Origin of the sequence: Stenotrophomonas sp. WED208 (genome assembly GCF_040984485.1) — a bacterium.
GTDB classification, from domain to species: domain Bacteria; phylum Pseudomonadota; class Gammaproteobacteria; order Xanthomonadales; family Xanthomonadaceae; genus Stenotrophomonas; species Stenotrophomonas riyadhensis.
In genome coordinates, this window is sequence record NZ_JAZARB010000001.1 from 135,223 (window position 1) to 159,605 (window position 24,383).

Sequence of the window (24,383 nt, forward strand, 5' to 3'; positions counted from 1 at the left end):
TTCCCCGGTGTCGGCTTTCCGACACAATCATGGCTCTTCCCGGGTTATTGTCCCGCGGACATGCACGCCTACGTCTATAAAAGCCAACTCAAGCCCGACACCTACGTCTACGTTCCCCGACGCGATGATTTCAGCGCGCTGCCCGCGCCGCTGCTCACCTCGCTGGGTGCGCTCACCTTCGTCCTGGACGTGGCCCTGGATGCCCAGCGCCGCCTGGCCCAGGCCGATCCGGACAAGGTCCGCAGCGAAATGAGCGAACGCGGGTTCTACCTGCAGGTGCCGCCGTCGGTGGCCAGTCTGATGCCGCGGCACTATGACTGACGCCTCCCGTCCGCGCGTCCTGTCGATCGCCTTCGCCGTTGGCGCCGTACTGGCGCTGGGCGCTGCCGTGGGTGGCGTTCCAGGTGCGATCCTCGCCGCCCTGGCGCAGCCCGCGTTCGCGCTGGGTGTGTCGTGGTGGCGTCGCAGCCGTGCGCTGCTGCCGCTGAAGGTCGTCGCGCGCCAGGACCTGCCGGCGCTGCTGGCGTTGTGGGCGGCCGCACCGCTGCTGCTGGCGCTGCTGCTGGCCTGGCCGCTGGCGGCGCTGCGCGACAGCGGCAGCCTGGCCGCGGTGCTGGGCCTGAGCGTGCTGGTCAGTGCCGGCCTGCTGGCGGCATGGCGTACCTGGCCGTTGTGGAACGACGTTGAACGCCTGGACGGCAGCCTGGCCCAGCATTGGCAGGCGCTGGCCGGGCGCGACCTGACCGCGTGGCGTGGCCTGGGCGTGGCCGCGCTGGTGATCGCGCTGTCCGCACTGGTGGTGCTGCCGGCCTGGCCGGGCCTGCTGCCGGAGAGCGCGCGCTGGCCCGCCGCGCTGGCGGTGGTGGTGCTGTCGCCACTGCTGCACCTGCTGCTGCAGCGGGTGGCGCCGGCGCCGCTGGTGTCGCTGCGATCGAGCCCGTTGACCGCGGCCAGCAGCGAGCGCGAACCGATGTTCGCTGCCGCCACCGAAACCGCGCCGCTGGAGGCGATGGCGCCGCAGGAGCTGACCCCGGCCCTGTATGAAGCCGCCCGCCAGGGCCGCATCGACCGTGGCCTGCAGCTGCTGCAGGCCGGTGCCGATCCCTATGCGCTGCCCGACCCCAACTGGCGCGACCAGCGCAGCCTGGCCGTACTGGCCGCAGTACTGCCGGACCTGCGCCTGCTGCGCGAGCTGATTGCCCGCGGCGTCGACGTGAATGCGCCGCACCGGGGCATGACCCCGCTGCTGGCCGCCACCCGTGACAGCTGGCATGGCCGCCCCGAAGCGGTGATGACCCTGCTCGCCAACGGCGCCGATTCGCGTGCCACCGACAGCGATGGCAACACCCCGCTGCACCATGCTGCGCGCAGCTCCGACCCGGGTGTGGCCGCGCTGCTGCGTGATGCCGCAGCCGAAGTCGACGCACTGAACCACGATGGCTGGTCGCCGTTGGCGGTGGCCTGCCAGGTTGGCAACTGGCGCCTGGCGCGGTTCCTGCTCGAACGCGGTGCACGCAGCGAGCCTGCCGAAGGCACCCCGGTGCTGCTGGCTGCGGCCGCCACCGAAGACGACGATCCGGCCGGCGTGCAGCTGCTGCTCAAGCACAAGGCGCGGGCCGACGCGCGTGATCGCCAGCGCCGCAGCGCGCTGCATGAGGCCGCACTGGCTGGCCACGTCGAGATCATCGGCGTGCTGCTGGGTGCCGGCGCCAATCTGGAAGCGCGCGATGCGCTGGGCCGTACGCCGTGGCTGGAAGCGGCCCGTGCCGGTCGCGCTGCCGTGATCGAGCATCTGCTGCCGCACAAGCCGGACCTGGTCGCGGTGGATGGCGAAGGCCGCAACGCGGTGCAGCTGGCAGCGATGGCCGAAGATGTCTCGCCGCTGCTGATCAAGCGCCTGGTTGAACTGGGCATCGCCGCCGATGCCACCGATCCGGTCGGCCGCCGTGCGGTGGACTACGCCGCCGAAGCCGGTCGTTGGGCGATCGTGGCCCTGCTGGACCCGTCCTATCCGTTGCCGGCTGCGGTCAGCGATGGCCTGGCCGAGCGTGGCGAAGCGGCCAGCGCCAGCGGCCTGCTGCCGGACCGCCCGCCGTTGACCCTGCTGCGCGAGGCACTGGGCTTCGGCAACACCGATGGCATGGCGGCGCTGGCCAAGCTGTGCCAGCCGGAAGAACTGGGTGGCCTGCTGCTCGATCCGGAACTGGCACTGGAGCCGCGTGCGGTCGACTGGCTGCTCGGCCACGGCGCTGATCCCTATGTGCGTGACGCCTGCGCCGACACGCCGATGTTCGCGCTGCTGTCGCGCGGCATCGACGCGGTGCCTGCGCTGCAGGTGATGCTGCAGCGGGGCCTGTCCCCGGCCGGACGCGGTGGCCTGGCGCGCTTCCTGGCCGCCTGTGCGCAGCACGACCAGGCCGCCCGTGGCCTGGAACAGCTGGCACTGGAGCTGCTGGAACGTGGCGCCGATCCGTTCGCGGCCTCGCCGGCGGGTGATCCGCCGCTGTCGCTGGCGGTGCGTCTGGGCTGGCTGCGCCTGCAGCAGGCCCTGCTCAAGGCCGGTGTCGATCGCGAAGCACGCGACAGCCATGGCATGACCGCACTGCACCTGGCCACCGCATTGGCCCGCGAAGGCGCGCTGAAGCTGCTGGTGCAGCACGGCGCCTCGCCGGAAGCACGTGCCGCCGACGGCCAGACGCCGCTGGGTGTGGCGCTGTCGATCGGTCGCCGTGACCTGGCCGACTGGCTGGACTGGCGGGTGTGGCCGTTGCCGCGCCGTACCCTGCGCGAGGCCGATCTGCCGGCCGCCGCGATGGCCGGTGACGTGGATGCGGTGCGTCGCCTGATCGATCTGGGCTTCGCCGTTGATGCGGTTGATGCACAGGGCTGCACCGCGCTGCTGCGTGCGGCCGGTGGTGGCCATCTGGCGGTGACCGACCTGCTGCTGGCGCGTGGCGCCGATCCGCAGCACGCCGCGGCCAGTGGTGCGACGCCGCTGTCGGCGGCGGTCAGCATGCGCCAGGTGGATATCGTGTCGGCCCTGCTCGATGCCGGCGCCAAGCTGGAACACCGCCTGCCGGGTGGGGTGACCGTGCTGATGCTGGCCTCGGCGCTGGGCCTGCCGGACATCGTCGCGCGCCTGCTCACCGCCGGTGCCGACGTGCATGCCGGTGACGCGCAGCAGCTGGGGCCGCTGCATTGCGCTGCCCTGTACGGTTTCAGTGCGCGCGATCGCTCGCGCCTGCTGGCCCTGCTCGACACCCTGCTGCTGGCCGGTGCCGAACCGGACCAGGCCGCTGCCGGTTCGGTCACGCCGCTGCTGCTGCTGCTGGGCGCACGCGCCGAGCCGGGTACCGCGTGCGACGAGCAGGTGGTGATGGCGGCGGTGGAGCGCCTGCTGGACGAGGACGTCAGCCTGGACGTGCGTGATCCGCGCGGCTTCGGCCCGCTGCATCTGGCCGCGCTGCACGGCCTGCCACTGCTGGTGCAGCGCCTGCTGCGCGCCGGTGCCGATCCGGAAGTGCGCGACAGCCTCAACCGCAGCCCGCGCGAGATCGCGGTGATGCGCGGCTTCATCGACGTTGCTGGCGAGTTCGAACCGCGCGTGCCGGGCGTTTCGTCGATGGCGCGGTTCCTGCGCGACAACGGCTGACAGGCCGGGGTCGGATCCCTTTCCAAGGGAAAGGGCTCTGACCCCGACACCGCGCTGCCGGAATCTGCTGCGGGTAGTGCCGGCCGCTGGCCGGCAACCTCATGAAACCTCCGGGATCCCGAGGCTGCCGGCCAGCGGCCGGCGCTACCGGGTCCACCATTGATCGGGTGGGTGCCGTCAGCGCTCCTTGTCGCCGTCGCTTTCCGCGTCGGCCTCGAACAGGTGCATCAGGTCGTTGCGTGCATCGCGCGAGGTCTGGATCACCGCGGCCTCGTCGTCGTAGACCAGGTACTGATCGCGCAGCAGCTGTTCGTCGTGTTCGCGGAAACGCTGCACATGCCGTTCGGCCACGTTCGGTGCAACGCCGAGCGCGGTCAGCACGCGCCCGCTCATTTCCAGGCTGGTGCCGAATACTTCGCGGAACGGCTCGGCCGACATGTCCATCAGGCGCCACGCATGCTGGCGGTTGCGTGCACGCGCCAGCACCGTCGCGTCCGGGTACAGCCGGCGCACCATGCGCACCGCGCGCAGGTTGGTTTCCGGGTCGTCCACGGTGATCACGAACACATCGATGTGCTCGCCGCCGGCCGCGCGCAGCATCTCCGGCCGGGTCGGGTCGCCGTAGTACAGCTGGTTGCCGAAGCGGCGCAGGTCGGCCACGGTGTCCGGGTTCGCCTCCAGCGCCACGAACGGCACCTTCTGCGCGGTCAACAGGCGCGCGATCACCTGGCCGAAGCGGCCCATGCCGGCGATCAGCACCTTGGGCCGGTTGTCCGGCGCTACCTTGTCAGCCTCGGCCGCCTGGCGCGGTGCGGCCTTTTCCTGGCCGAGCAGCTTGAGCAGCGCGATCATCAGCAGCGGCGTGATCGCCATCGACAGGCCGACGATCGCCACCAGCCGGTCATGGTTGGCGTTGCCCAGCAGGTGCGCGCGCTGCGCTTCGTTGAACACCACGAAGGCGAATTCGCCGCCCAGCCACAGCACGCTGCCCAGCAGCAACGACTGCCGTGAACTGAGCCTGGCGATGCGCCCGATCACGTACAGCAGGCCGAACTTGACCACCAGCAGGATCGCCACGCCCGCCGCGATCAGCCAGGGCTCGGCGGCGATGCGGTCGAGGTCGATGCCCATGCCCACCGCGATGAAGAACAGGCCCAGCAGCAGGCCCTTGAACGGCTCGATCTGTGCTTCCAGCTCGTGCCGGAACTCCGAATCGGACAGCAGCACCCCGGCCAGGAAGGCGCCCAGGCTGGGGCTGAGGCCGGCTTCCTGCATGAACCAGGCGGTACCCAGCACCACCAGCAGGGCGGTGGCGGTGAACACTTCCGGGCTGCGGGTGCGCGCGATGATGCTGAACACCTTGCGCAGCACCGGTCGCCCGCACAGGATCACCACTGCCAGCGCACCCAGCGCCACCATCGCATCCTCGATGCGCAGGGTCTCGTTCTTCACCCCGCCCAGCAGCGGGATGGCCGCCAGCAGCGGGATCGCGATCAGGTCCTGGAACAGCAGGATGGCAAAACCCAGCCGGCCATGGTCGCTGTTGATCGCCTTGTGTTCTGACAGCAGCTGCAGGCCCACCGCGGTGGATGACAGCGCCAGCGCCACGCCCACCACCAGCGCGCTCTTCCACTGGAAGTGATCGAGCAGCAGCAATCCCCCCAGCACCAGCCCGGACAGCGCCACCTGTGCCGCACCGGCGCCGAACACCGAGCGCCGCATCACCTTCAGGCGTGCCGGCGACAGTTCCAGACCGATCACGAACAGCAGCATCACCACGCCGATCTCAGCGGCGCCGAGGATGCGGTCGGCGTCCTGCACGAAGCCCAGCCCGTCCGGGCCCAGCACCACGCCGGCCGCCAGGTAGCCCAGCACCGCGCCGAAGCCGAATTTCTTGAACACCGGCACGGCGATGACCGCCGCCAGCAGCAGCACCAGGGCCAGTTCCAGACCACCGCTATGCATGGGAATACCTGGTCATCGGGGGAGCCCGCTGTGCGTCCGTTCGGGTGGGGGAGGGCGTGGTGAGCACCACCGCGACATTATGCGCGCCGGTCTGTGTACGCACGAGAACAACCGGCCGGGCGTCGGTGCAGGGCTGCCGGGTTGACCTGCATGGCCCACGGGTCCAGACTGCCCGCCGCTGGCGGCGCGTCCGTCGGCATACGCATCCCGGAGTCCCCAACCCATGTCCAGCGACAGTAGAAGTCGACCTCGTTCGACGCCAGCGATGGCCACCGCCTGACATCGGGACGGTTTGCCTGCGTTGGCGTTGCGCGAGGTCGCACCCCCACAAGGCAAAACCGATGAACCAGAAGCAATTGCTGCGCCCGGTGGCCGATGCCGCCGCACTGGCCGCACCGCTGGCGAACTACAACACCGCCGACGCGGTGGAATTCCTCAACACGCTGGAACTGACCCGCGCCGCGGAAACGCTGGCTGCGCTGCCGTTGCCGCGTGCAGTGAAGATGCTCGAAGCGCCGGAGCTGCATCGCAGCGGTGAGCTGGTGGCCGCGCTGCCACCGGCGCGGGCTGCGGCGCTGCTGGGCCTGATGGCCGACGACCGGGCCACCGACATCGTCCACGAGCTGGACGAAGAAGAGCGCGCGCGGCTGATTCCACTGCTGGGCACCGACGCCCGCCAGGCCATCCAGAAGCTGCTCAGCTACCCGCCGAACACCGCTGGCGCGCTGATGACCACCGAGTACGTGGCGGTGCCTGCCAGCTGGACCGTGGCGCAGACCCTGCAGCACATCCGCCAGGTCGAGCGCACCCGCGAGACGGTGTACGCGATCTACGTGCTGGAGCCGGCCAGCCAGCAGCTGCAGCAGGTGGTGACCATGCGCCGGCTGATCACCGGCCTGCCCGAGGAATCTATCCTGGACGTGGCCCAGGTCAATCCGCCGGTGACCGTGGATGCGCTGATGGACCAGGAAGAAGTGGCACGGCTGATCCGCCGCCACGACCTGCTGGCGATTCCGGTGGTCGACGCGCAGCAGCAGATGCTCGGCATCGTCACCGTGGACGACGTGCTCGATGCGCTGATCGAGGAATCCACCGAGGACGCGCACAAGTTCGGCGGCATGGAGGCGCTGGACAAGCCGTACATGCAGATCGGCTTCTTCGAGATGCTGCGCAAGCGCGCCGGCTGGCTGAGCGTGCTGTTCCTGGGCGAGATGCTGACCGCCAGCGCGATGCAGCACTACGAAGACGAACTGGCACGCGCGGTGGTGCTGACCCTGTTCATCCCGCTGATCATGAGCTCGGGTGGCAACTCCGGCTCGCAGGCCACCTCGCTGCTGATCCGCAGCCTGGCGCTGCGCGAACTGCGCCTGCGCGACTGGTGGAAGGTGGCCCTGCGCGAAATCCCGACCGGCATGGTGCTGGGCGCCATCCTCGGCTGCCTGGCCATCGTGCGCATCGTGATCTGGCAGCTGGGCGGCCTGCATGACTACGGCGAGCACTGGATCCTGCTGGCGATCACCATCGGCGCCGCGCTGGTCGGCATCGTCACCTTCGGTTCGCTGTCCGGCTCGATGTTGCCCTTCATCCTGAAGCGGCTCGGCTTCGACCCGGCCAGCGCTTCGGCGCCGTTCGTGGCCACCCTGGTGGACGTGACCGGCCTGGTGATCTACTTCAGCATCGCGGCGATGATCCTGCACGGCACGTTGCTGTAAGCCGGAACCACCGTGCTCCGGTAGGTGCCGACCTTGGTCGGCACGCAGGGGTCAGAGCCCATCGCTGTGCGAAGGGATCCGACCCCGGAGACCGGGGCCTTGCGCTGGATCATGCGCCCGATGCGCCGGTCCGTGTACCGTAGGCGCATGAGTACCTACCACCTGCAGTCCGTGTTCCGTCCGCAGTCGGTCGCGGTGATCGGCGGCAGCCCGCGCGAGCGCTCGGCCGGGCGCGCGGTGATGCGCAACCTGCGCGGCACCGGCTTCCCCGGCAAGGTGGCGTGGATCAATCCGCGGCATGCCGAGATCGATGGCATCCGCACGGTCAAGCGCTTGAAGGACCTGGACTGGGTGCCCGACCTGGTGGTGATCACCGCACCGGCGGCGATCGTGCCGCAGGTGGTGCGCACCGCCGCCGAACGTGGCGTGCAGGCGGCGATCATCCTCACCGCGCACCTGGGCGAAGGCCCGGGCTCGTTGTCGGAACAGGTCGAGACGGTGGCGCGCAAGCATGGCCTGCGCATCCTCGGCCCGCACTGCCTGGGCGTGATCGCACCACATGCACGGCTCAACGCGAGCATCGCCGCGCACTTCCCGCAGGCCGGTGACCTCGCGCTGATCTCCGAATCCTCGGCCATTGCCGCCGCGCTGGTGGAATGGGGCGTGGCGCGCTCGGTCGGCTTCTCCGCCGTGGTCTCGCTGGGCGACACGATGGACGTCGACTTCGGCGACCTGCTCGACTACTTCGCCACCGACTACCGCACCCGCGCCATCCTGCTCTACGTCGAGCAGATCAAGGACGCGCGCAAGTTCATGTCGGCCGCGCGTGCCGCGGCCCGCGCCAAGCCGGTGGTGGTGGTGAAGTCCGGCCGCGCCGAGCGTGTGCAGCCGGGCAGCCGCGATACCCATGTGCAGGCCCTGGCCCGCGCCGATGATGTGTACGGCGCGGCCTTCAACCGCGCCGGCCTGCTGCGCGTGGGGGCGCTGGACGAACTGTTTACCGCCGCCGAGTCGCTGGGTCGGTTGGGGACGTTCCCCGGTCGCCGCTTGGCCATCCTCAGCAACGGTGGTGGCGTGGGTCGCCTTGCGGTGGACCAGTTGATCGCGCTGCGCGGCACGCTGGCCAACCTGTCCGACAGCACCGTCGAGAAACTCGACGCGGTGCTGCCGCAGGGCTGGTCGCGCAGCAATCCGGTCGACATCGTGGTCGACGCCGATGGTGATCGCTATGCCGCGGCCATCGAAGCGCTGCTGGCCGACAACGAGAATGACGCGGTGATGGTGGTGAACGTGCCGACCGCGTTCACCTCATCGGCGGACGCCGCGCAAGCGCTCACCCGCACGCTCGGCCTGCGCCCCCGCCATCATCGCGACAAGCCGGTGTTCGCGGTGTGGCTGGGCAACGACGACCAGGCTACCGCCACGCTCAACGCGGCACGGGTGCCGACCTATCCGACCGAGGCCGAAGCCGTACGTGGCTTCCAGCACCTGGTGCGCTACCGCGAAGCGCAGAACGCGTTGATGGAAACGCCGCCCAGCCTGCCGCAGGACTTCAGCGTCGACACGGTCGCCGCGCGCACGCTGGTTGATGCCGCACTGGCCAACGGCCAGCAGTGGCTGGACCCGCTGGCCACCCATGAACTGCTAAAGGCCTATGGCATTCCGTCCGCGCCGGTGATGCATGCGCGCGATGCGCACGAGGCGATGGATCTGGCGCAGCCGCTGCTGGAGCGCGGTGCCACGGTCGCACTGAAGATTCTCTCGCCGGATATTCCGCACAAGTCGGAAGTGGATGGCGTGCGCCTGAACCTGTCCACGCTGCCGGCGGTGCAGAGCGCGGCCAACGCGATCCTGTCGCGCGCACGCCAGCTGCGGCCGGATGCACGCATCGATGGCCTGCTGGTACAGCCGACCATCGTCCGCCCGAAGGCGCGCGAGTTGATTGTCGGCATCGCCGATGACGCGACGTTCGGTCCGGTGATCGTGGTCGGTCGCGGCGGCACTGCCGTCGAAGTGATCAACGACAAGGCGCTGGCGCTGCCGCCGCTGGACCTGCGCCTGGCCCACGAGCTGATCGGCCAGACCCGCGCCTCGCGCATCCTCAAGGCTTACGGTGACGTGCCGGCGGCTGACGAGCGCGCACTGGCGCTGGCGCTGGTGAAGCTGGCACAACTGGCCGCCGACATTCCCGAAGTGCGCACGCTGGACATCAACCCGCTGCTGGTCGACGGCAAGGGCATCCTCGCCCTTGACGCCCGCGTGGCGGTGGCGCCGTCGCGCATCCTGCACAAGGGCCGCGGCCACCCGCGTTTCTCGGTGTTCCCATACCCGAAGGAGTGGGAGCGCACCATCGAGCTGTCCGATGGCGGCCGTGCCTTCGTGCGCCCGGTGCGGCCGGAGGACGATGCGCTGTTCCGTGCGTTCTTCGCCCGCGTCAGCGACGAGGACCTGCGCCTGCGCTTCTTCCAGTCGGTGAAGCACTTCAGCCACGAGTTCATCGCGCGCCTGACCCAGCTCGACTACGCACGCTCGATCGCGCTGGTGGCGATCGAACCGCGCAGCGGCGAAATGCTGGGCGCGGTACGCCTGCACGCCGATGCCGATTACCACCGTGGCGAGTACGGCATCCTGATCCGTTCGGACCTGAAGGGCCACGGCATCGGCTGGCGGTTGATGGCGATCATGATCGAGTACGCCAAGTGGCTGGGCCTGGACGTGGTCGAAGGCCAGGTGCTGCGCGAGAACAGCACCATGCTGGCGATGTGCCAGAGCCTGGGCTTCAAGACGAAGCTGGATCCGGATGACCCGACGGTGATGATGGTGACCCTGCCGGTGCAGCAGGTCGAGGTGCCTGACGTTCCGCCGGTGGCTTGATTGCCGCCTGAGCCGAGCATGGGCTCGGCTCTACAGCTTCAACGCAATGGTTCCACCACCACCGCCGTGCCATAGCACAGCACCTCGGTCAGCCCGGTCATCACGTCGGTGGCGTCGTAGCGCATGCCGATGATCGCGTTGGCGCCCAGCTGCCGCGCGTGCTTGACCATGTCGCGGTAGGTTTCCTCGCGGGCCTGCTCGCACAGTTCGGTGTAGATGGTGATGTTGCCACCGAAGAGCGTCTGGATGCCGCCCAGGAAGTTGCCGACGATCGAACGCGAGCGCACGGTGATGCCGCGCACTACCCCCAGGTTGCGCACGACGCGATGGCCGGGCAGCTCGAAGGCGGTGGTGACCAGCGCATCGTCGAAGCGCAGCGCGGGCGGGGAGGGGATACCGCTGTTGTAGGGGTCTGCCATGGTCGCGTCCGTGTCGTTGCCTTCTGTAGAGTCGAGCCCTGCTCGACTGGCTGTGGAGCAGTCGAGCAGGGCTCGACTCTACAACGCAACCGCCCGTTGCGGCATGGCGCCGCCACCGCACCGGCGCGACAATACCCGCATGACCGACCGTATCCCCCTGTTGCTGCTGCCCGGCCTGCTCAACGATGCCGAGCTCTGGCGCGCACAGCTGGCTGACCTGGTCGACATCGCTGATTGCACGGTGGGCGACCAGACCCGCGGCGAAACCCTGCAGGGCGTGGCCGAGGACGTGCTGGCGCAGGCGCCGGAACGCTTTGCGCTGGCCGGTTTCTCGCTGGGCGGTTTCGTCGCCCAGCAGATCCTGCGCATCGCGCCGGAACGTGTGCTGCAGCTGGCGCTGATCGATACCTCGATCCATGCCGATTCGCCGGAACGTGCCGAGCAGCGCCGCAGCCAACGTGCCAGCGTGCGCCTGCCGGGAAAATTCCACGGCTTCGGTGACGTGCTGATGCGCAGCTACATCGATGCTTCTCGGCTGGACGACTACGTGCTGGTGCAGCGTGTGCGCGACATGACCGCGCGGTTGGGCGCCGAAGTGTTCCTGCGCCAGAGCACGCTGGAGCGCCGCGACGGCCATGACGTGCTGGCCGGCTACCGCGATCCGCTGCTGATCGTCTGCGGTGCGAACGACCGCATCACGCCGCTGGCGGTGAGCGAGGAGATGCACGCCCTGGCGCCGCATTCGCAGCTGGTGGTGGTGCCTGATTGCGGGCACCTGGCACCGATGGAAAAGCCGGACGAGGTCAGTGCGGCCATGCGTGGGTGGTTGCTGCAAGGCGAGGGATAGCGCTGCCTTTGGTAGGTGCCGACCTTGGTCGGCACGATGTGTCATCGACTGACCAGAGGCCAGCGCCGACCAAGGTCGGCATCTACCTGTAGAGCCGAGCCATGCTCGGCTGCAGGCGGCCAGGAGCCGAGCGTGGGCTCGGCTCTACAACAATGCCTCAATCCCAGGCCGGGGCAATACCTTCCGGATTCGCCAAACGATGGCCGCGATCCAGCTTGGCGATCTGCGCCATGTCTTCGTCGGTCAGGCGTACGGCCGCTGCTTCCAGGTTGGCTGCCAGGTTTTCGCGCTTGGTCGACGACGGAATGACCGAGAAGCCCTGCTGCAGCGCCCAGGCCAGCGCAACCTGCGCCGGGGTGGCCTGGTGGCGGCCGGCAATGGCCTGGATCACCGGGTCCTTCAGCACTTCGCCATAGGCCAGGCTCATGTAGGCGGTGATGTGGATGCCGTTGTCCTGCAGGAACTTCACCAGCAGGCGGTTCTGCAGGTACGGGTGGATCTCGATCTGGTTGGTGGCGATGGCTTCGGCACCGAGGATCTCGATCGCCTTGCGGGTCTGCGCGATGGTGAAATTGGAGATGCCGATCTCGCGGGTCAGCCCCTGCGCCTTGGCCTCGGCCAGTGCTGGCAGGTATTCCTCCATCGGCACATCGACCTTGTCATTCGGTGACGGCCAGTGGATCAGCGCCAGGTCGACGCGATCGGTGCGCAGCTTCTCCAGACTGGTACGCAGGCTGGCCAGCAGCGCATCGCGCTTGAACGCGGTGATCCACACCTTGGTGGTCAGGTAGAGATCATCGCGCGGCACGCCCGACTCGGCGATGGCCTGGCCGACTTCGGCTTCATTGCCGTAGATCTGCGCGGTATCGATGGCGCGGTAGCCGACCTCCAGTGCGTTGCGCACCGAGTCGATCACGGTCTGGTCTTTGAGGCGGAAGGTGCCGAGACCGAAAGCGGGGACAGTCATGGGAAGCTCCAACGGGGGAAGGGAGTAGCAGAGGGAAGAGGGTAGGACAGGCACCGCATGCATGCCGGCAACGGTGCATTGCATGAATCAATGCGCGGTGGCGGCAATGCCGTCGGCGCGGTGGTCGATGCCATCACGGCGGTCGAGGCGGCCGCTGAGCGCGGTCAGCACGTAGGCCAGTGCGACCACCAGCGCGCCCAGCCAGGGCGTATGCATCAGGCCGATGTGCTCCACCACCAGGCCACCCAGCGAGGCGCCCATGGCGATGCCGACGTTGAACGCGGCGATGTTCAGGCCCGAGGCCACGTCGCTGGCCTGCGGTGCATAGCGCTGCGCCTGCTTGACCACGTAGACCTGCAGGCCGGGCACGTTGCCGAACGCCACCGCGCCCAGCGCCAGCACCGTCAGCAGCATCAACCAGGTGTTGTAGGCCGTGAACGTGAGTACGAACAGCACCAGGGCCAGCAATGCGAAGATGCGCTTCAGCGCGGGCACCGGACCCATGCGGTCGGCCATGCGCCCGCCCCACAGATTGCCGATCGCCACCGACACGCCGTACACCAGCAGCACCAGGCTGACCGCATTGGCGGAGAAGCCAGTGACGTCCTGCAGGATCGGCGCCAGGTAGGTGAAGGCCAGGAAGGTACCGCCGTAGCCCAGCGCGGTCATCGCATAGACCAGCAGCAGGCGTGGCTGGCCCAGCACGGCCAGCTGCTGGCGGAGGCTGGCCGGTGCGCTCTGCGGCAGGTTGCGCGGTACGAACAGCAGCGCGCCGAGCAGGGCGATCACGCCGAGGCCGGCCACCGCCAGGAAGGTCGCGCGCCAGCCCAGGTGCTGGCCGATGAAAGTGCCCAGCGGCACGCCGGTCACCAGTGCCACGGTCAGGCCGGTGAACATGATGGCAATCGCGCTGGCGGCCTTCTCCTTCGGCACTACGGCGGTGGCGATGATCGCGCCGATCGAGAAGAACACGCCGTGGGCCAGGCCGGTGAGGATGCGGGCAAGGATCAGCGAGGTGTAGCCCGGTGCCAGGAAGGCGATGACGTTGCCGAGCGTGAACAGCACCATCAGCGCAACCAGCAGCGACTTGCGCGGCACGCGGCCGGTGAGCGCGGTCAGCACCGGTGCGCCGATGGCCACGCCCAGTGCGTACAGCGAGACCAGCAGGCCGGCCGAAGGCAGGCTGACCTGCAGGTCGCCGGCAATGGTCGGGATCAGGCCGACGATGACGAATTCGGTGGTGCCGATGGCGAAGGCACCGAGGGTCAACGCCAGCAGGGCGAGGGGAATGCCACGGATCATGACAGGGTCCAGCAGGAGGAAGAGGCTGCGCAGTCTGCGCTGCCGACCTTTGCCGAAAAACCGGTCTTCACGCCAATCACTCTTGCTGTGCAGTCAATAATAGGGGCATGAAGACGACGCTTGATGAAATGCAGGCCTTCCTGGCGGTGATCGACAGCGGTTCGATCAGTGCTGCCGCCGAGCAGCTGGGGCAGACGCCCTCGGGTGTGAGCCGCGCGCTGGGGCGGCTGGAGGACAAGCTGGGGATCACCCTGCTGACCCGCACCACCCGCCGCCTGCACCTGACTGCCGAGGGCGAGGCGTTCCTGCGCCATGCGCGCGCGATCGTCGATGCGGTGGAATCGGCCGAGGAACAGATGGCGGCGCGCCGCGGGCGCCCGGCCGGGCGCCTGCGGGTGGATGCGGCGATGCCGTTCGTGCTGCACGTGATCGCGCCGCTGGTGGCCGGTTATCGCGCGCGCTACCCGGACGTGCAGCTGGAGTTGAACAGTTCCGACCGCTACATCGACCTGCTGGAGCGACGCACCGATCTGGCGATCCGGATCGGGCCGCTGGCCGACTCCACCCTGCACGCGCGGCCGCTGGGGCGTTGCCAACTGCGGTTGGTGGCGAGCCCGGCCTACCTGGCCAGGCACGGTGAACCGGCCAGCGTCGCCGCGCTGGGCCAGCACACGCTGCTCAGCTTCAACGAGCCGGAATCGCTGAACCGCTGGCCGCTGCCCGGTGAGTCGGAGGGGTTGCTGCTGGTGCGCCCGGACATCGCCGTGTCCAGTGGCGAGACGCTGCGCCGCCTGGCGGTGGAAGGCGTCGGCATCACCTGCCTGTCCGACTTCGTCACCGATCGCGACCGCACTGCCGGCACGTTGGTGCCAGTGCTGGCGGCGCAGACGCTGGATGTACACCAGCCGATCCACGCGGTGTATTACCGCAACACTGCGGTGTCGGCGCGGATCAGCTCGTTCGTCGACTACCTGGCCGACGCGATGGCACAGAGCGATTACGTGCGCTGAGGTTGCCGGCCAGCGGCCGGCACTACAGCTCATCACACGGGTAGTGCCGGCCGCTGGCCGGCAACCGGATCACTCAGGCCGCGCGCGCCAGCCCGCCCTTCGCTGCCGCCGTGGTCGACAGATCGAACACATCCACCGCGTCGATCAACCGGTTCGCCTGTTGTTCCAGGCTGCGTGCGGCGGCACTGGCTTCCTCCACCAGCGCGGCGTTCTGCTGGGTGGTGCCATCCATCTGGATCACCGTCTGGCTGACCTGCTCGATACCTGCGCTCTGCTCCTGCGAGGCCGCCGAAATCTCGGCCATGATGTCGGTCACCCGCTGCACCGACGCCACGATCTCGGCCATGGTGTCACCGGCCTCGCGCACCCGCTGTGCGCCGTGGCCGACCTGTTCCACCGAGGTCTCGATCAGCGACTTGATCTCCTTCGCCGCAGCGGCCGAACGCTGTGCCAGTGTGCGCACTTCGCTGGCGACCACCGCGAAGCCGCGGCCCTGTTCACCGGCGCGCGCCGCTTCCACCGCGGCATTCAGCGCCAGGATGTTGGTCTGGAACGCGATGCCATCGATCACGCTGATGATCTCGGCGATCTGCCGCGACGAGGTTTCGATCGCGCCCATCGTTGCCACCACCTGGCCGACCACGTTGCCGCCGTGCGAGGCGACGTTGTGCGCGCCGATCGCCAGCTGGTTGGCCTGGCGGGCGTGCTCGGCATTCTGGCGCACGGTGGAGGTCAGTTCCTCCATCGATGCAGCGGTTTCTTCCAGGTTGGCGGCCTGCTGTTCGGTGCGGCGCGACAGATCATTGTTGCCGGCGGCGATCTCCGCCGCAGCCGTGTGGATGTTGCCGGAGGCGTGCTTGATGTCGGTGACGATGGTGGCCAACTGCGCGGCAGTGGTGTTGGCATCGCCGGCGATGCGTGCGAACACACCCTGGAAATCACCGTGCATGCGTGCGCCAAGGCGGCCATCGGCGATCGCACGCAGCATGCTGGAGACCTCGCCCAGGTTCAGTTCAGTGGCCTGCATCAGGCGGTTCAGGCCATCGACCATCGCGCGGAAATCATGCTCGAAACGTGCGCTGTCGCCACGCTGGCTGAAGTCACCGGCGGCGGCCGCTTCGGCCAGGCGGCGGATCTCGCCATTGATGGTGCCCAGATTGGCCTTGGCGGTATCCAGTGCTTCGGTGATCACGGCCTTCTCGCCCGGCAGCCGCTCCATGTCCTGGCTGAGGTCGCCGATGGCGTAGCGCCCCATGATCGCGATCGCGCGCATCTTGACCTGGATATGCGCATCGACCAGCGCGTTGCTGTCGGCCACCATCGTGCCGAATGCGCCGGGGAAGGCACGGGCGTCCATGCGGTGGCTGATGGTGCCGGCGTCATGCGCCTGTGCCATCGCCGCCTGCGCCTCCAGCACGCCACGCAGCGTCGACTGCACCGCCTGCATGGCCTGCGCGAGGCGACCGATCTCGTCGCGGCTGCGCACCTGCACAACGTGCTGCAGATCACCGGCAGCCACTGCACGCGCAGCGGCTTCCACCGCCAGCACCGGCTGCACCACGGCACGCCGCAGCCACCAGCCCAGCCCGATCAACAGCAGCACGGCAGCCAGCACGGTCAACGCCGCGCACAGCAGCAGTGTCTGCCGCGCCTGGTGCGAACGGGCCGCCAGCGCCGCCTCGGCCACCTGCGTGGCATGCGTGCTCAGTGCATCCAGTGCCGCCGCCACCGGGCGATCCTTGCCGCGCACGAGATTGTCGCCGGCGGCGGGATCGTAGCCGGCCTCGGCGAAGGCCTGCAGCGCCGCGTGGTAGTCCTGCTGCAACTGCGCGTGCAGGCCGATGAACGCCTGCGCCAGTTCACGCGTGTGCGCGTCCGGGCTCGTCACCAGGCCCTTGGCCAGCTGTTCGACCAGACGGCCCTCGCTGTCGAAGGCGTCCAGGTGGCGTTGGCGCAACGCGTCGTCGTGGCCGCGCAGCAGCACGTTCTTCCATTCCTGCACCTGGCCGCGGAACTCGCGCTGCAGGCGTTCGGCATCGCGGCTGTGCGCGACTTCGGGTGGAACCTCGGTGGACAACTTCAACCAGGCGGAGGCCAGGCCGGCCAGAGCGCACAGCAGGACCACGGCCAGACCAACAGAAACCGCGCCGAGCAGCTTGGACTGCAGGCGCGGAGCACGGACAGACGCATTCATGGGGAAGAACTCTCGGGAAGGGGCACTGCGGTATCGACCCGCTGCGCACGCGCTGAAGTGCGACGCGCATCACATTCGCGTTTCGTTTAGCGATGTGAAGAAACTATTTCATAGGACAGATGTGTCCATATGGAACGAAAGCAGACCCTCGACAGGAGAATTAAATGTAACTATTGTTGTTACATGAAATCCGCGAACCCGCTTTCCGACGCCCTGCACGTGATGGCGCATCTGGTCGGGCATGCCCAGCCGCGCACCTCCGAACAGCTGGCGTCATGCCTGCCGACCCATCCGGTGGTGATCCGCCGCCTGCTGGCGCAACTGCACAAGGCCGGCCTGGTGCGCAGCACGCGCGGTCATGGCGGCGGCAGCCTGCTGGCCCGCGATGCCGCAGCGATCACCCTGCATGACATCTACCTGGCGGTGGGCGCACCGCCGCTGGTCCAGGTCGGTGCCCGCGATTCCGGCGGTGGCTGCCCGATCCAGCAACTGGTCAACAGCGCCCTGCTCGAAGGCGCACGTGAAGCACAGCGGCTGCTCGAGGCGCGGCTGCAGGCAACCACGCTGGACCAGCTCGGCGCCGACTTCGCCCGCCATCTCGCCCATCACCGTTCCCTGGAAGGTCACCATGAATCCTGATGTGCTCATCGTCGGCGGCAGCTATGCCGGCATCGCCGCCGGCCTGATCCTGGCCCGTGCCCGCCGCCCGGTCACCGTCATCGACGCAGGTTTGCCGCGCAACCGTTTCGCCAGCCATTCGCACGGTGTGCTGGGACTGGACGGCATCAGTGGTGCCGAGCTGCTGAAGACTGCACGCCAGCAGTTGCTGGGCTATCCCACGGTACGCTGGGTGAACGCCGAAGCAGAGCACGCCCGTACCACCGCCGAAGGCGTGGAAGTGCATACCGCCGATGGCCAGGTGCTGGCCGCGCGCAAGCTGCTGCTGGCCAGCGGTATCGTCGACCAGCTGCCGGCGCTGCCCGGACTGGCCGAGCGTTGGGGCAGCACCGTGCTGCACTGCCCCTACTGCCACGGCTATGAAGTCGGTGGCGGCGCCATCGGCCTGCTCGGTGGCCATCCGATGTCCGCCAGCAAGGCGCCGCTGTTCGCCGACTGGGGCAATGTCACGTTCTTCAGCATGGGTCTGGAGATCACCGATGAGGAACGCGCCGCCATGCAGCAGCGTGGCGTGCACATCGAGACGTCACCCGTGCTGGGTGTGCAGGGCGACCAGCCGACCTGGCTGGAAGTGGAGCTGGCCGATGGCCGCCGCATCGCCCAGCGTGCGCTGTTCGTACCGGCCACCCAGGCGATGGCCACGCCGCTGGTGCAGCAGCTGGGCTGCGTTCTGGCCGAGAGCCCGCTGGGCGTGCTGATCGAGGTCGATGCGATGAAGCAGACCTCGGTGCCGAACGTGTACGCCGCAGGCGATGCAACCACGGTCGGCAATATCACCCTGGCCACCGCCGAAGGGGTGCGCGCGGGGATCGGCGTGCATCATGCGCTGGTGGCCGAGGACAGCGTGGCGCGCTGAACGGGCATGTTCCGGTAGATGCCGACCTTGGTCGGCGCCTTTGGGGTCAGATCCCTTTCTGCGAAAGGGATCTGACCCCTGACGCCATTTCCACTTCCCCACGCCGATAGTGGACGCAACGCAGCCACGCAGCCCGGACCTGGCATGGATGAAACAAACCGCCTCAGATCGCTGCTGGCCCCTTTGCAGGGCCTGCGTGGCTGGCGGCCGGCGCAGGCCACGCGCGATGCCATCGCCGGCGTGACCCTGGCGGCAATCACCCTGCCCGAACAGATGGCGACGGCACGGCTGGGTGGCTTCGAGCCGCAGATGGGCTTCTACGCCTTCGTCGGCGCCACGCTGGGCTTCGTGCTGCTGGGCCGCAACCGCCGGCTGACGGTTGGCGCCGATTCGACGATCACGCCGATCTTCGCACTCACCCTGGCCGGCCTGGCCGCGCAGCAGGCTGGTGCGCTGGCCGGAAGTGCCGTGGTGCTGGCGCTGCTGGTCGGCGTGTTCCTGGCACTCGCGGCACTGCTGCGGATCGGCGTGGTTGCCGCCCTGCTGTCGGTGCCGGTGGTGACGGGCTTCCTCGGTGGCATCGCCGTGCATATCGCCGCCTCGCAGTTGCCGGTGGCGTTGGGCGTCAGCCTGTCGTCGAGCGAGCTGCCTGAGCGGCTGTATGAACTGCTGGGGGCGCTGCCGCAGGCACAACTGCTGCCGACCCTGATCAGCTTCGGCGTGCTGTTGGCGATGGCGTTGTGCGATCGGATCAATCCGCGCATTCCCGGCGCGCTGATCGCCGTGGCCATCGCCACGCTGCTGGTTGCCTGGTTCGGTGCCGAACGGCTGGGTGTGGCGACGCTCGGCGCGGTGTCACCGTATCCACCGGCCTGGCAGCTGCCGGCGCTGGCGACCTTCACCACCCTGGTGCCACTGGCGTTGCTGTTGACCCTGGTCATCATCATGCAGGTGGCCGCCGTCGATCGTGCGTTCCCTGGCGAGGAAGAGCCTGACGTCAACAAGGATTTCCTCGGTGTCGGTGCAGGCAATCTGCTCTCGGCCGCGTTTGGTGCGTTCCCGGTCAATGCCAGCCCGCCGCGCACCGCGGTGGCGGTGGAGGCCGGGGCAACGTCGCAGCTGGCGGCGTTGATCGCGGCGGCGCTGGTGATGCTATTGGCGTTCTGTGGCGGTGACGTGCTTGGCGCCATTCCGGACGCGGCGCTCGCGGGCGTGCTGCTGTTCGTCGCGGTCCGCCTGTTCCGCCTGCGCGTGCTGATCGACATCGCTCGCCGTGCGCGCGGTGAAGCGCTGCTGGCGGTGCTGACCTTCCTGGCGGTGGTTTGCCTGCCGATCCAGTCGGGCATCGCGATCGGCGTGGGCCTGGCCCTGCTGCATGGTGTGTGGATGATCGCGCACAGTCCAATGCTGACGCTGACACGCCTGCCGGGCAGCACCGTCTGGTGGCCGGGCAGCCGTGGCGAGACCGAGCCCGGTGTGACCGTGCTGGCGTTCCAGGCGCCGCTGTTGTTCGCCAACGCCGACAGTTTCAAGCGGCAGCTGTTGGCCAGCATGGAGACGATGCCGGCGCCGGGCCTGATCGTGCTGGAGGGCAGTGCCATCGTCGAGATCGACTACAGCGCGGCGCAGACCCTGCGTGAGGTGATCGGTCTCTGCCAGCAGAAAGACATCGCGTTCGTCATCGCCCGGCTGGGCTCGGTACGTGCGATGCAGGCGCTGGAGCGCTTCGGCATCGCCGCCTTGCTGGGGCCGGACGGAACCACCCACAGCGTGCAACAGGCCGTTGACCACTACCGCACACGAGGTACGCCATGACCCGCATTCCCGAACCGCGGCTTTCGCCGGTCGCCATCCTCGAACTGCGTCCGACGCAGATGAGCGTGGGCCTGCTGGAAGTGCAGCGCAAGCGCGCGCAATGGAAGCACCTGCCGAAGGAGGGGGAGGAGCGCTACCTCGGGCGACACATGGTGCCGGTGGTGGTGGGGCCGTCGAACCGGCTGTACCTGATCGACCACCACCATCTGGCGCTGGCCCTGCACGAGGAGGGCATCGAACACGTGCTGACCGTGGTCCAGGCCGATCTCTCGCACCTGCCGCGAAAGCTGTTCTGGACCGTGATGGAGCGCTATTGCTGGGCGCATCCGTTCGATGCCGAGGGCGTACGCCAGCCAGCGTCGGCGATGCCGAAGTCGCTGCTGGACCTGGCCGATGACCCGCATCGTTCGCTGGCCGGCGAGGTCCGCCGCCGTGGTGGCTACGCCAAATCAGTGCAGCCGTTCGCCGAGTTCCTGTGGGCCGATCATTTCCGCCAGCACATGACCCGCAAGCTGATCCGCCGCGATTTCCAACAGGCGGTAACCACCGCCACCGAACATGCACGGCACAGCGACGCGCGCTATCTGCCGGGTTGGTGTGGGGTCGAGCACGATTGAGGCGCGGTGGGTGCCGGCCGTGGCCGGCACCGTTCCATCATCCCTTCACGCACAGCACCTGGCGCAGGGTGTGCACCACGTCCACCAGGTCGAGCTGCGCCGCCATCACGTCGTCGATCGACTTGTACGCGGCCGGTGACTCGTCCAGCACGCCGCTGTCCTTGCGGCATTCCACGTGCGCGGTTGCTTCGCGATGCTGGGCCAGCGTGATCTGCTGGCGCGCGGTGCCACGGCTCATCACCCGGCCGGCACCGTGGCTGCAGCTGTGGAAGCTGTCCGCGTTGCCCTTGCCACGCACGATGTAGCTGCGCGTGCCCATGCTGCCGGGAATGATGCCCAGCTCGCCCTCGCGCGCGCTGACCGCGCCCTTGCGCGTCACCAGCAGTTCCTGGCCGTGGTGCGTCTCCTTCTGCACGTAGTTGTGGTGGCAGTTCACCGCCATCGCTGCCAGCTGGAACTTCGGCAGCCGGTGGCGCATCTCGGCCAGCACCCGCGACATCATTGCCTCGCGGTTCTGCCGGGCATAGTCCTGCGCCCACGACACCGCCTCGACGTAGTCATCGAACAGCGGCTCGCCCTCCATGAAGAACGCCAGGTCCTTGTCCGGCAGATGGAAGCCGAGCACGCGCCGGGCCAGTTCCTCGCGCGCCTTCTCGATGAAGTAGGTGCCGATCAGGTTGCCGGTGCCGCGTGATCCGCTGTGCAGCATCACCCACACCGTGTCCGTCTCGTCCAGGCACAGTTCGATGAAGTGGTTGCCGCCGCCCAGCGTACCCAACTGGCGGTCGAGCTTGTCGGTGCGGATCCTGCGGTGCTTGTCCTTGATTTTCTCCAGACCGGCGGCCAGCCCGGACTGCACCAGCCGCGTGTGGATGCTGTCGGGCATGCGGTGGTGCTCGCCGCCGCGTCCGTTGCCGACCGGGATGCTGCGCTCGATGCTGTTGCGCAGCTGCCGCAGGTCATCGGGCAGGTCGTTGGCACGCAGCGTGGTGCGCACGGCGGCCATGCCGCAGCCGATATCGACACCGACCGCGGCCGGGATGATCGCACCGCGGGTCGGAATCACCGAGCCCACGGTCGCACCCTTGCCCAGGTGCACGTCCGGCATCACGGCCACCCACGGCCCGACGAACGGGATCGCGGCGATGTTGCGCAGCTGCTCATGCGCCTGCGCTTCCAGCGGCACACCGTTGACCCAGCCCTTGATCGGCGTGGTGCCCTCGGCGTGCAGCCATTGATAGTTCTGTTGAGTGTCCATGTCTTTGTGTTTGTCCTTGATGGGCCGGCGGCGCGTCCCTGCGCCGCCGCTACCCGCTACCTGATCGTCACCAACTGCTTCAGCACGCCCTCCAGGCCGCCGAACACGGTGAGCTTGTCGATCTTCTCGGTGACCTTCTCCAGCGCCTCCAGCTCCTTCAAGCGCATCAGCACCGGGTTGTCCTCGATCAGCTTTGCGGTGTTGAGCTGCGAACGCGTGGCGTTGGCCTCCTCGCGACGGCGGATCACGCTGGCCTGGGCCTGCTTCTCGGCCAGCACCACACCGTTGAGGATCTCCTTCATCTCACCCGGCAGGATCACGTCCTTGATGCCCACGCCGAGCAGCCGCACGCCGTGGCCCTCGATCACCGCCTGCACATGGGCGGCGATCTCGCCGTCCAGTGCGGCCTTGTCGCCCAGCAGCTCGTCCAGGCTGCGCGCGGCGATCGCCTGGCGCAGGCCGAACTGCAGCTGCCGGTAGACGAACTCATCGGCATTGCTGAGCGTGCGGTGTGCACGCACCGGATCGACCACCTGCACGGTCGCGGCCAGGTTCACCCGCAGGGTCACCTTGTCGCGGCTGAGCAGTTCCTGGCCGGACACGTCCAGCGAACGCGCGCGCAGCTCCACACGCTCCACCGATACGTTGCCGTTGAAGTTCCAGAACGCGTGCAGGCCGGCGTCCAGCGTCTGCCGCAGCGTGCCATCGATGAACAGCAGGCCGACCGACTCGCTCGGCACGGTGCTGATCACCGCCACACGCGGCAGCACGCCCAACTGGCCCAGGCGCTGCTGCACGTCCGCCGGAATGCGCGGCTCGTCACCCAGCGCCATCACGCGCACCTGGGTGTCGACCGAACCCCGCCAGTACAGACGGCGGCTGCTCGGCGGCAGGACTTCATCGATGCGGCCGTTGCGCAGCAACAGGCCGACCTCGGTGGCACCGACGTTGGCCAGCACGAAGTGCGTGTCCAGCGTCGCGCCCAGTGCCTCGATCAGGCTGTCCTGGTCGCTTCCGGTGTAGGCCGCGCCCTTGGATGCGGTGTGGATGTCCACGTGCGGTCGGCCGCCGAACGGCGACAGGCGGTGCACGCCCGGCAGCAGGATCTGCTGGAAGCGACGGTTGCGATACACCAGGCCGCGCTCGCCGTCGCCGATCACGACCTTGATGGTCCAGAACATGGGAGTCTCTCCTTGTATGGCTCTGGTGGTTCGACCCGATGGGAATGAATCGCCATGACCCGGGTCGATCAGGTCGTGGCACAGCCAGCTGCACACCACGTGCAGGCGGCGGAAGAGGGCGGCCATCGGCGGACGGTCCGCGCGCGGAGCCTTCGGTGCACCGGCTCTGCTGCCGTCGTCGTTCCCGGCAGGCAGCACCGGTGCGGAACGTGGCTGGCAGTGGCGGCGGGCCGGGGCCCGGCGTGCGGTCCGTTGCCTTCCACGTTCCTGCCCGAAGGCGATGTCCGTGGACGGCGACGATGGCCGCTGGGGCTTGCGCCCCGGGTGTTGCTTCAAGTCATGACGTGAGAGGTCATGTGGTTGGAGTGGGAGTCGAACCCACGACAGACGGAATCAGGATCCGTTGCTCTACCCGACTGAGCTATCCAGTGGTGAACCGCGCGGAATCGAACCGCGTACCGGCGAACCGGTGCCTGCCTCCAGCAGGCGATCCAGGCGATGGCATGTCCGCGACCTCCGGCATACGCCACGGCAACGCCGCGCGCACCAGCCCGTGGTGGAAACGGGACCGTTGGAGAATCGAGGGTGCAGGCCGCCGACATTATCGCGAGCGATAATGTTTGGGTGCGATGCAGATAATGTCCAGGTGTCAACACTCGCTCGAAGTAAATCCTTCGGCGGGGCGGGAAAAACCTGGGTCAGTGAGCGGCGGGTTGCCGCGCGGTGTGCAGTTCTGGCATCGCGGGTCCTTGTGCCGACGCAAACGAAAACGCCCCCGGGACTTGCGTTCCGAGGGCGTCGTCAAGCCTCGGAGATCGGGGTGGCCGATCTCCGCAGGGCGGGTATCAGGCCGTTGTCAGCTGGACTTCCTTGCCGAACGCGCGCGCCAGCACGTCCATGCGCAGGCATGGCAGCAGTTTGGCGATGGCGACGGAATGCGCGTTCAAGGGAAGTTTCCAGTGGTTGTTGAAACGAGGTGCGCACGATAAACCACGATTTACTCGTGCGCAACCATTTTGTTCAATTATTTTCTTCT

Annotated in this window: 17 protein-coding genes and 1 tRNA gene; 10 read left to right on the forward strand and 8 right to left on the reverse strand. The window is 68.3% G+C overall.

Annotation, left to right across the window (positions count from 1 at the left end; genetic code table 11):
• Positions 1–60 precede the first annotated feature (60 nt).
• Together VPH47_RS00550 and VPH47_RS00555 are read left to right on the forward strand one after the other, a co-directional pair.
• Complete coding sequence (locus tag VPH47_RS00550) at positions 61–321, forward strand: YcgL domain-containing protein (RefSeq protein WP_049431711.1); 261 nt, start codon at positions 61–63, stop codon at positions 319–321.
• Entirely contained in the window at positions 314–3,652 is a 3,339-nt protein-coding gene (locus tag VPH47_RS00555; RefSeq protein ID WP_153854807.1) for an ankyrin repeat domain-containing protein, read from the forward strand. The genes VPH47_RS00550 and VPH47_RS00555 overlap by 8 nt, the downstream gene beginning before the upstream one ends.
• Positions 3,653–3,829: 177 nt before the next feature.
• On the opposite strand, the gene VPH47_RS00560 is transcribed toward VPH47_RS00555, so the two are convergent.
• Entirely contained in the window at positions 3,830–5,617 is a 1,788-nt protein-coding gene (locus VPH47_RS00560) for a monovalent cation:proton antiporter-2 (CPA2) family protein (RefSeq protein ID WP_197611826.1), read from the reverse strand.
• Positions 5,618–5,958: 341 nt separating this feature from the next.
• Here VPH47_RS00560 and mgtE point away from each other — a divergent pair, with 341 nt between their 5' ends.
• Both mgtE and VPH47_RS00570 read left to right on the forward strand, forming a co-directional pair.
• Positions 5,959–7,329, forward strand: coding sequence for a magnesium transporter (mgtE, locus tag VPH47_RS00565; protein ID WP_014038917.1), 1,371 nt, complete (start codon positions 5,959–5,961; stop codon positions 7,327–7,329).
• A 147-nt stretch (positions 7,330–7,476) separates the two neighbouring features.
• Complete coding sequence (locus tag VPH47_RS00570; RefSeq protein ID WP_368849883.1) at positions 7,477–10,203, forward strand: bifunctional acetate--CoA ligase family protein/GNAT family N-acetyltransferase; 2,727 nt, start codon at positions 7,477–7,479, stop codon at positions 10,201–10,203.
• A gap of 38 nt (positions 10,204–10,241) precedes the next feature.
• Here the strand turns inward: VPH47_RS00570 and VPH47_RS00575 are convergent, their stop codons facing one another.
• The gene (locus VPH47_RS00575) at positions 10,242–10,622 is read right to left on the reverse strand and encodes a YbjQ family protein (protein WP_110714103.1); all 381 of its coding nucleotides are present in this window, start codon (positions 10,620–10,622) and stop codon (positions 10,242–10,244) included.
• A gap of 139 nt (positions 10,623–10,761) precedes the next feature.
• Here VPH47_RS00575 and VPH47_RS00580 point away from each other — a divergent pair, with 139 nt between their 5' ends.
• Positions 10,762–11,469, forward strand: coding sequence for an alpha/beta fold hydrolase (locus tag VPH47_RS00580; protein WP_368849884.1), 708 nt, complete (start codon positions 10,762–10,764; stop codon positions 11,467–11,469).
• A 157-nt stretch (positions 11,470–11,626) separates the two neighbouring features.
• Here VPH47_RS00580 and dkgB read toward each other — a convergent pair whose 3' ends face one another.
• Both dkgB and VPH47_RS00590 read right to left on the reverse strand, forming a co-directional pair.
• Positions 11,627–12,436, reverse strand: coding sequence for a 2,5-didehydrogluconate reductase DkgB (gene dkgB, locus VPH47_RS00585; protein ID WP_368849885.1), 810 nt, complete (start codon positions 12,434–12,436; stop codon positions 11,627–11,629).
• Between the two features lie 87 nt (positions 12,437–12,523).
• The gene (locus tag VPH47_RS00590; protein WP_164162706.1) at positions 12,524–13,738 is read right to left on the reverse strand and encodes an MFS transporter; all 1,215 of its coding nucleotides are present in this window, start codon (positions 13,736–13,738) and stop codon (positions 12,524–12,526) included.
• 107 nt (positions 13,739–13,845) lie between these two features.
• Here VPH47_RS00590 and VPH47_RS00595 point away from each other — a divergent pair, with 107 nt between their 5' ends.
• Positions 13,846–14,748 carry a LysR substrate-binding domain-containing protein gene (locus VPH47_RS00595; protein ID WP_368849886.1) on the forward strand — a complete coding sequence of 301 codons (903 nt, stop codon included), beginning with the start codon at positions 13,846–13,848 and terminating at the stop codon, positions 14,746–14,748.
• A gap of 73 nt (positions 14,749–14,821) precedes the next feature.
• On the opposite strand, the gene VPH47_RS00600 is transcribed toward VPH47_RS00595, so the two are convergent.
• A complete protein-coding gene (locus VPH47_RS00600) occupies positions 14,822–16,942 on the reverse strand; it encodes a methyl-accepting chemotaxis protein (protein WP_368849887.1) in 2,121 nt (706 codons plus the stop codon).
• Positions 16,943–17,125: 183 nt separating this feature from the next.
• Here VPH47_RS00600 and VPH47_RS00605 point away from each other — a divergent pair, with 183 nt between their 5' ends.
• From VPH47_RS00605 to VPH47_RS00620, 4 genes are all read left to right on the forward strand, one after another.
• On the forward strand, positions 17,126–17,581 hold the full coding sequence (locus VPH47_RS00605; protein ID WP_153854798.1) for an Rrf2 family transcriptional regulator: 456 nt from the start codon (positions 17,126–17,128) through the stop codon (positions 17,579–17,581).
• Complete coding sequence (locus VPH47_RS00610) at positions 17,571–18,476, forward strand: NAD(P)/FAD-dependent oxidoreductase (protein ID WP_368849888.1); 906 nt, start codon at positions 17,571–17,573, stop codon at positions 18,474–18,476. Before VPH47_RS00605 ends, VPH47_RS00610 begins: the two co-directional genes overlap by 11 nt.
• Before the next feature lie 144 nt (positions 18,477–18,620).
• Positions 18,621–20,291, forward strand: coding sequence for a SulP family inorganic anion transporter (locus VPH47_RS00615; protein WP_368849889.1), 1,671 nt, complete (start codon positions 18,621–18,623; stop codon positions 20,289–20,291).
• Complete coding sequence (locus VPH47_RS00620) at positions 20,288–20,908, forward strand: ParB-like protein (protein ID WP_368849890.1); 621 nt, start codon at positions 20,288–20,290, stop codon at positions 20,906–20,908. Before VPH47_RS00615 ends, VPH47_RS00620 begins: the two co-directional genes overlap by 4 nt.
• Before the next feature lie 37 nt (positions 20,909–20,945).
• Here the strand turns inward: VPH47_RS00620 and VPH47_RS00625 are convergent, their stop codons facing one another.
• The 3 genes from VPH47_RS00625 to VPH47_RS00635 all read right to left on the reverse strand — a co-directional run bounded on the left by VPH47_RS00625 (position 20,946) and on the right by VPH47_RS00635 (position 23,775).
• Positions 20,946–22,166, reverse strand: a complete 1,221-nt coding sequence (locus tag VPH47_RS00625; protein WP_126928136.1) for an RtcB family protein — start codon at positions 22,164–22,166, stop codon at positions 20,946–20,948.
• A gap of 56 nt (positions 22,167–22,222) precedes the next feature.
• Positions 22,223–23,347, reverse strand: coding sequence for a slipin family protein (locus VPH47_RS00630; RefSeq protein WP_368849891.1), 1,125 nt, complete (start codon positions 23,345–23,347; stop codon positions 22,223–22,225).
• Positions 23,348–23,704: 357 nt separating this feature from the next.
• Positions 23,705–23,775: transfer RNA gene (locus tag VPH47_RS00635), tRNA-Gln, on the reverse strand.
• Positions 23,776–24,383 lie beyond the last annotated feature (608 nt).

Coding starts and splice junctions, on each gene's coding strand:
- VPH47_RS00575 (WP_110714103.1), bottom strand. CDS start 10,622: ATGGCAGACCCCTACAACAGCGGTATCCCCTCCCCGCCCGCGCTGCGC.
- VPH47_RS00555 (WP_153854807.1), top strand. CDS start 314: ATGACTGACGCCTCCCGTCCGCGCGTCCTGTCGATCGCCTTCGCCGTT.
- VPH47_RS00625 (WP_126928136.1), bottom strand. CDS start 22,166: ATGGACACTCAACAGAACTATCAATGGCTGCACGCCGAGGGCACCACG.
- VPH47_RS00570 (WP_368849883.1), top strand. CDS start 7,477: ATGAGTACCTACCACCTGCAGTCCGTGTTCCGTCCGCAGTCGGTCGCG.
- VPH47_RS00590 (WP_164162706.1), bottom strand. CDS start 13,738: ATGATCCGTGGCATTCCCCTCGCCCTGCTGGCGTTGACCCTCGGTGCC.
- VPH47_RS00600 (WP_368849887.1), bottom strand. CDS start 16,942: ATGAATGCGTCTGTCCGTGCTCCGCGCCTGCAGTCCAAGCTGCTCGGC.
- VPH47_RS00620 (WP_368849890.1), top strand. CDS start 20,288: ATGACCCGCATTCCCGAACCGCGGCTTTCGCCGGTCGCCATCCTCGAA.
- VPH47_RS00615 (WP_368849889.1), top strand. CDS start 18,621: ATGGATGAAACAAACCGCCTCAGATCGCTGCTGGCCCCTTTGCAGGGC.
- dkgB (WP_368849885.1), bottom strand. CDS start 12,436: ATGACTGTCCCCGCTTTCGGTCTCGGCACCTTCCGCCTCAAAGACCAG.
- VPH47_RS00630 (WP_368849891.1), bottom strand. CDS start 23,347: ATGTTCTGGACCATCAAGGTCGTGATCGGCGACGGCGAGCGCGGCCTG.
- VPH47_RS00595 (WP_368849886.1), top strand. CDS start 13,846: ATGAAGACGACGCTTGATGAAATGCAGGCCTTCCTGGCGGTGATCGAC.
- VPH47_RS00580 (WP_368849884.1), top strand. CDS start 10,762: ATGACCGACCGTATCCCCCTGTTGCTGCTGCCCGGCCTGCTCAACGAT.
- VPH47_RS00610 (WP_368849888.1), top strand. CDS start 17,571: ATGAATCCTGATGTGCTCATCGTCGGCGGCAGCTATGCCGGCATCGCC.
- VPH47_RS00550 (WP_049431711.1), top strand. CDS start 61: ATGCACGCCTACGTCTATAAAAGCCAACTCAAGCCCGACACCTACGTC.
- VPH47_RS00605 (WP_153854798.1), top strand. CDS start 17,126: ATGAAATCCGCGAACCCGCTTTCCGACGCCCTGCACGTGATGGCGCAT.
- mgtE (WP_014038917.1), top strand. CDS start 5,959: ATGAACCAGAAGCAATTGCTGCGCCCGGTGGCCGATGCCGCCGCACTG.
- VPH47_RS00560 (WP_197611826.1), bottom strand. CDS start 5,617: ATGCATAGCGGTGGTCTGGAACTGGCCCTGGTGCTGCTGCTGGCGGCG.